The organism is Sphingomonas sp. CCH9-E2 (assembly GCF_001557215.1).
Taxonomy (GTDB): domain Bacteria; phylum Pseudomonadota; class Alphaproteobacteria; order Sphingomonadales; family Sphingomonadaceae; genus Sphingomonas.
Genome location: NZ_LSJM01000190.1, coordinates 1 through 6,068, shown reverse-complemented (window position 1 = coordinate 6,068; position 6,068 = coordinate 1). Strand labels below are relative to the sequence as shown.

Annotated in this window: 7 protein-coding genes; 6 read left to right on the top strand and 1 reads right to left on the bottom strand. The window is 65.7% G+C overall.

Translation table 11 applies throughout. The annotated features are described in order from the left end of the window. The 6 genes from AX681_RS09325 to AX681_RS09300 all read left to right on the top strand — a co-directional run. Nucleotides 1-755, top strand: a 755-nt coding sequence (locus AX681_RS09325) for a 2-oxo acid dehydrogenase subunit E2 (protein ID WP_197424269.1), incomplete at its 5' end; no start/stop codon positions are given. Between the two features lie 10 nt (nt 756-765). Then, a complete protein-coding gene (locus AX681_RS09320) occupies nt 766-987 on the top strand; it encodes a hypothetical protein (RefSeq protein ID WP_066659755.1) in 222 nt (73 codons plus the stop codon). Further along, nucleotides 980-1,363 (top strand): acyl-CoA thioesterase, encoded by a 384-nt coding sequence (locus AX681_RS09315; protein WP_066659757.1) that lies wholly within the window; start codon nt 980-982, stop codon nt 1,361-1,363. The genes AX681_RS09320 and AX681_RS09315 overlap by 8 nt, the downstream gene beginning before the upstream one ends. A 52-nt stretch (nt 1,364-1,415) precedes the next feature. After that, nucleotides 1,416-2,816 (top strand): dihydrolipoyl dehydrogenase, encoded by a 1,401-nt coding sequence (gene lpdA / locus AX681_RS09310; protein ID WP_066659759.1) that lies wholly within the window; start codon nt 1,416-1,418, stop codon nt 2,814-2,816. 64 nt (nt 2,817-2,880) lie between these two features. Beyond that, on the top strand, nt 2,881-3,465 hold the full coding sequence (locus tag AX681_RS09305; RefSeq protein WP_066659760.1) for a DUF4142 domain-containing protein: 585 nt from the start codon (nt 2,881-2,883) through the stop codon (nt 3,463-3,465). A 64-nt stretch (nt 3,466-3,529) separates the two neighbouring features. Further along, complete coding sequence (locus tag AX681_RS09300; RefSeq protein ID WP_066659761.1) at nt 3,530-4,801, top strand: Xaa-Pro dipeptidase; 1,272 nt, start codon at nt 3,530-3,532, stop codon at nt 4,799-4,801. 68 nt (nt 4,802-4,869) lie between these two features. On the opposite strand, the gene AX681_RS09295 is transcribed toward AX681_RS09300, so the two are convergent. Then, nucleotides 4,870-5,691, bottom strand: a complete 822-nt coding sequence (locus AX681_RS09295) for a lectin OAA family protein (protein ID WP_066659762.1) — start codon at nt 5,689-5,691, stop codon at nt 4,870-4,872. Between the last annotated feature and the right edge of the window lie 377 nt (nt 5,692-6,068).

Here is a 6,068-nt window from a genome sequence, read left to right as displayed (position 1 = left end):
CTGCTGCGACGGCCCCCGCCGCCGCGCCCGCTGCGGCCCCGGCATCGGTCTGGTATGACGAGAGCATCCCGCACGAGGTCGAGAAGCTCAGCAATATCCGCAAGACGATCGCGCGCCGCCTGACCGAGGCGAAGCAGACGATCCCGCACATCTATCTGACCGTCGACATCCAGCTCGACGCGCTGCTCAAGCTGCGCGGTCAGCTCAACAAGAGCCTCGAAGGGCGCGGCGTGAAGCTGTCGGTGAACGACATGCTGATCAAGGCGCTCGCGGTCGCGCTGGCGCAGGTGCCCAAGTGCAACGTCACCTTCGCCGGCGACAAGCTGGTCAATTATAGCCGCGCCGACATCTCGGTCGCCGTCTCGACCCCGACCGGCCTGATCACGCCGATTATCCGCGACGCGGCGAATATCGGCCTGGCGTCGATCTCGACTCAGATGAAGGAGCTGGCTGACCGTGCGAAGGAGGGCAAGCTCCAGCCGCACGAATATCAGGGCGGCACCGCCAGCATTTCGAACATGGGCATGTTCGGGATCAAGCAGTTCGACGCAGTGATCAACCCGCCCCAGGCGATGATCCTGGCGGTCGGCGCGGGCGAGAAGCGTCCGTATATCGTCGACGACGCGCTGGGCGTCGCCACCGTCATGTCGGCAACCGGCAGCTTCGATCACCGCGCGGTGGACGGGGCCGATGGCGCCGAGCTGATGAAGGTGTTCAAGGCGCTGGTCGAATCGCCGATGGGCCTGTTGGCCTGAGGCGGCGGTGATGCGTGTCCTGATCGAAGCATTGCACATCGCCGCGGGGATCGCGGTCGCGTTGCTGATCGGGGCGCTGGCGAGCTGGGCCTACCCGCTTGCGCGGGGCGATGTGTGGCTGGTCACGGGGGTTGCGATCGTCTGCATCGTCCTGATGGGCGTGGGGCCGATGCGTCGGGCGATGTGGCTGCAGCGCAACCCGCAGGGCGGGGAGGGCGGCAACGATGCCTGATCGGGAGCCCCCCGCGATCGAACCCGCGATCCGCGTCAGCACCATGCCCGCCGACGCCAATGCCTATGGCGACATCTTCGGCGGCTGGCTGGTGGGCCAGATGGACCTTGCCGCCGGCCTGGTCGCCGCGCGCCGGGCCAAGGGCCGCGCGGTCACCGTCGCGATGGATTCGATGCAGTTCCACGCCCCCGTCGCGGTCGGTGACGAAGTGTCGGTCTATGCCCAGATCGTGAAGATCGGGCGCAGTTCGATGCTGATCGAGGTCGAAGCTTGGCGCCGCTGCCGTCATGGCGAGGAGCGCGAACTGGTGACCCAGGCAAACTTCACGTTCGTTGCGGTCGGCGAAGATCGCAAGCCGCGGCCGGTGGACGGATAATCCGACCGACCCCATTTTTCTTCCCAACCCTCTCTTCCCCAGGGGCAAAACCATGGCTGAATCCTATGACGTGATCGTGCTCGGCTCCGGACCCGGCGGCTATGTCGCCGCGATCCGCGCGAGCCAGCTCGGTCTCAAGACCGCGATCGTCGAGCGCGAACTGCTCGGCGGCATCTGCCTCAACTGGGGGTGCATCCCGACCAAGGCGCTGCTGCGCTCGGCCGAGATTTTCCACTTCATGCAGCATGCCAAGGACTATGGCCTGGCTGCGGAGAAGATCAGCGCGGACCTGGATGCAGTGGTCAAGCGCTCGCGCGGCGTCGCCAAGCAGCTCAATCAGGGTGTCACGCACCTGATGAAGAAGAACAAGATCGCGGTCCACATGGGCACCGGCAAGCTGACCGGTAAGGGCAAGCTCAGCGTCACCGCAGCGGACGGCAAGGTGACCGAGCTGACGGCGAAGAACATCATCCTCGCCACCGGTGCGCGCGCCCGCGACCTGCCGAACCTGCCCGCCGATGGCGAGCGGGTATGGACCTATCGCCACGCGATGACGCCCAAGGAAATGCCGAAGAAGCTGCTGGTCATCGGATCGGGTGCGATCGGGATCGAGTTCGCCAGCTTCTACAACGACATGGGCGCGGATGTGACGGTGGTCGAGATGCTCGACCGCATCGTGCCGGTCGAGGACAAGGACATCTCCGCGCATCTGGAGAAGGCGCTGAAGAAGCAGGGCATGACCATCATGACCAGCGCCAAGATCGACAAGATCGCCGCCGACAAGAACGGCGTGAAGGCGACCATCACCGGCAAGGACGGCAAGGCGGTCGATGGCGAATTCAGCCATGTCATCGTCGCGATCGGCATCGTGCCCAACACGGCGGACATCGGCCTCAAGGAACTGGGCGTCGGGGTGGACGATCGCGGTTTCCTCAAGACCGACGGCGCGTGCCGCACCAATGTCGAGGGGCTGTGGGCGATCGGCGACATCACCGCGCCGCCGTGGCTGGCGCACAAGGCGAGCCATGAGGGCGTGATCGCGGCCGAGGCGATCGCGGGCAAGCATCCGCACGCAATGGACCCGCGCAACATCCCGGGCTGCACCTATTGCCACCCGCAGATCGCCAGCGTCGGCCTGACCGAAGCCAAGGCGAAGGAAGCGGGTTACGAGGTGAAGGTCGGCAACTTCCCCTTCATCGGCAATGGCAAGGCGATCGCGCTGGGCGAGCCGGACGGGTTCGTGAAGACAGTGTTCGACGCCAAGACCGGCGAACTGCTCGGGGCGCACATGATCGGTGCGGAAGTGACCGAGATGATTCAAGGCTATACCATCGGCAAGACGCTGGAGACGACCGAGGCGGAGTTGATGGAAACCGTCTTCCCGCACCCGACGATCAGCGAGTCCATGCATGAAAGCGTGCTGGCGGCGTACGGGCGGGTGATTCACATCTGACGCCCGGACCGGAACATCCCCTGCAGGCCAGGCGTTCGCGCTGGACCTGCAGGAGGAAATGCCCATGAAACATAAACTTATGTTAGTTTCGCTGTCCGCGCTGGCGCTGGCCGCGTGCGGCGAGCGTGCCACGTCCGATGCCGTGACCGACAATGTTGCGGTGGCACCGGATACCAGCCTGCAAAATGGTGCCGATAACATGGCGATGGCGCCGGACGCTGCCGCTCCGATGAGTGGCCAGCAGTTCGCCGACGCCGCCGCCGCGAGCGACATGTTCGAGCTCGAATCCTCGAAGCTTGCCCAGCAAAAGGGACAAAGCGCCGGGGTGAAGGAGTTTGCGGCGATGATGATCAAGGATCACACCAATTCGACCGCCAAGCTCAAAACGGCGGCCGGAGAGGCAGACCCGGCGGTCACGCCGAAGCCGGCGCTGAACCCCGAGCAGGCCGCCAATCTCGACGCGCTCCGCGCCGCCACCGGTGCGGAGTTCGACGCGCTCTATACGCAGCAACAGGTCGCCGCGCACCAAAAGGCGCTTGCGATGCTGCAGAGCTATGCCGCCAATGGCGATGTGGCTCCTCTCAAGGCATTTGCCGGCGAGACGGCACCCGTCGTCGAAGCGCATCTGAAGCAAATCAGCGCGATGTGACCTTTACACCGCGCAGCCGCCCGGCCACTCTCGAACCGATGTCGAGACTGGCCGGGGGCTTATTATGCGTTTGATCGGACTATTGCTTGCAGCGGCGTGCATTGCGACGCCAGCGGCGGCGGAAACCGTCGTCGTCACCGCCGACCGGATGATCGATGTTGTCAGTGGCAAGGTCGTCGAGCATCCGGCGATCTTCATCACCGATGGCCGCATCACCAGCATCGCCGATGCGCGCACCGTGCGCTGGGGCAGTGATGTGCGGCACATCAACCTGAGCGGCAAGACCGTGCTGCCCGGGCTGATCGACATGCATGTCCATCTCGACAGCAACCCGCTCTATGGCGGCTATACCGGTCTTCAATTCACCGACAGCTTCTGGGCCATTCAGGGCACGGCGAATGCCCGGGCGATGCTCAATGCGGGCTTCACCACGATCCGCAATGTCGGGTCCGAGAATTACGCCGATGTCGGGTATAAGCAGGCGATCGAGGAGGGGCTGATCGCCGGGCCGCGCATCGTGCCGGGCGCGCATTCGCTCGGCGCGACGGGCGGACATTGCGACAGCACCTATCTCCCCCCGTCGTTCAAGTCGAAGGGCGTTGCGGTCGGCGACGGGGCGCAGGAGCTGCGCCGGATCGTGCGGGAGCAGCGCAAATATGGCGCGGAGGTCATCAAGATCTGTGCCACCGGCGGCGTCTTTTCGCGCAACACCGAGCCTGGGCAGCAGCAGCTGTCCGAAGAGGAAATGCGCGCCATCGCGGACGAGGCGCATCAATGGGGCCTGAAGGTCGCGGCGCATGCGCATGGTGCGGCCGGGATCAAGGCGGCGATCCGCGCAGGCATCGACACGATCGAACACGCCAGCTTGGTCGATGACGAGGGGATCAAGCTGGCGGCGACGCGCAAGCAGCCGGTGTGGTTCTCGATGGATATCTACAACACCGACTACACCCAGGCCGAGGGCAAGAAGAACGGCGTGCTGGAGGATAACCTTCGCAAGGACCGCGAGATTGCGCAGATCCAACGCGACAATTTCCGCAAGGCACATGCCGCTGGCGTCAAGATGGTGTTCGGCAGCGACGCCGGGGTGATGCCGCACGGCACCGCTGCGGGTCAGTTCCGCGTCATGGTCCAGTACGGCATGACCCCGATCGAGGCGATCCGCGCCGCGACGCTCAATGCGGCCGAGGCGCTGGGCCGGACCAAGGATGTCGGCGCGATCGAGGTCGGGCGCTATGGCGACCTGATCGCGGTAGAGGGCGATCCGTTGCAGGACGTCACCGTGCTGACCAAGGTCACCGATGTGATCAAGGGCGGCGAACGCGTCGCTGACTGACCGGCCCGATACCGGGTCCGCAGCGGGAGCGTCCGCGGACCCGGCAAATGGCGTTCAGGCCAGGGCGCTCATGCCGGGGCGAGCGCGTCCGCAGTGGCTGCGGCAAGGTTGAGGCCGATCGGACCTTCGCCGGCATAGGTCATGCTGCCCGATAGCGCAGCACCGGTGCCGGTGACATTGACCGCGACGACGCCCTGCGTGCCGCGACACCCGATGACCCAGGTGCCGCCGGGATGCCAGGGCGCGTCATTCCCGCCCCATTGGTTGAGCACGCTATAGGTGTTCGCCATCGTCTGGGTGCCGCGGAAGCCGATCGGGCCTTCACCGGCATAGGTCATCGATCCGATCAGCGTCTTGCCATTGTCGGGGCTGGTCACGTCGATCGCGGCGACCGGCTGGTCCGGGCGGCAGCCCAGAACCCACAGCCCGCCCTGATGCCATGGCGCGCTGTTGCCGCCCCACTGGTTGGTAGCGTTGAATCCGGTGCCATCGGAGATCGCGCCCTTGACCCCGATCGGACCTTCGCCGGCATAGGTCATCGATCCGCCGAGCGTCTGGCCGCCGTCGCTGGAGGTCAGGTCGAACGCGACGGCATTCTGCCCGTTGCGCGCGCCCAGCAGGAACAGCCCGGCATCGTGCCACGGCGCGCTATCGCCGCCCCACTGGTTTTCGACCTGATAGCAGTTGGTGGTGACCAGCGTCGCGCGGACGCCGATCGGACCCTCGCCCTCATAGGTCATGCTCCCGGTGAAGCTGCGCCCGCCATCGCCCGAGCTGATCGTCAGTGCGACCGGATTCTGGCCGGCGCGGTTGCCGATGCTGAGCAAACCGCCATCATGCCAAGGCGCGCTGTCGCCGCCCCATTGGTTCTGAATTGCATAAATCGTCACGCTGCTCTCTCCTGAACTGCGAGCCGGCCAGCAGACGCCTTTGGCGACGCCGGTCCGGGTCGTGTTGTGATCGATACGCAGGACCGATCGCCGGATTCGGCGACGCGCCGTTATAATTCGACCGGCGTTCGCGCGCTGGAGAGTGAGCGCCATAATGGATGCAGCTGGCGCGGCACCCGGCGGCATCGCAGCAAAAAGGGCGCGTCCCGCAAGGAACGCGCCCCCCCCCCGATGCCCGGCGCGGACTGCTGCCCGCGCCGAACAGAGCGTATCAGTTGGAGCCGACCACCGCCGCGACCGTGACCGGTGCGGCTGCACCCGGCTGTACCGAATCGGCGCGAACCGGTGCGGCGGTGATGGCGCTCATATGCTTGAGC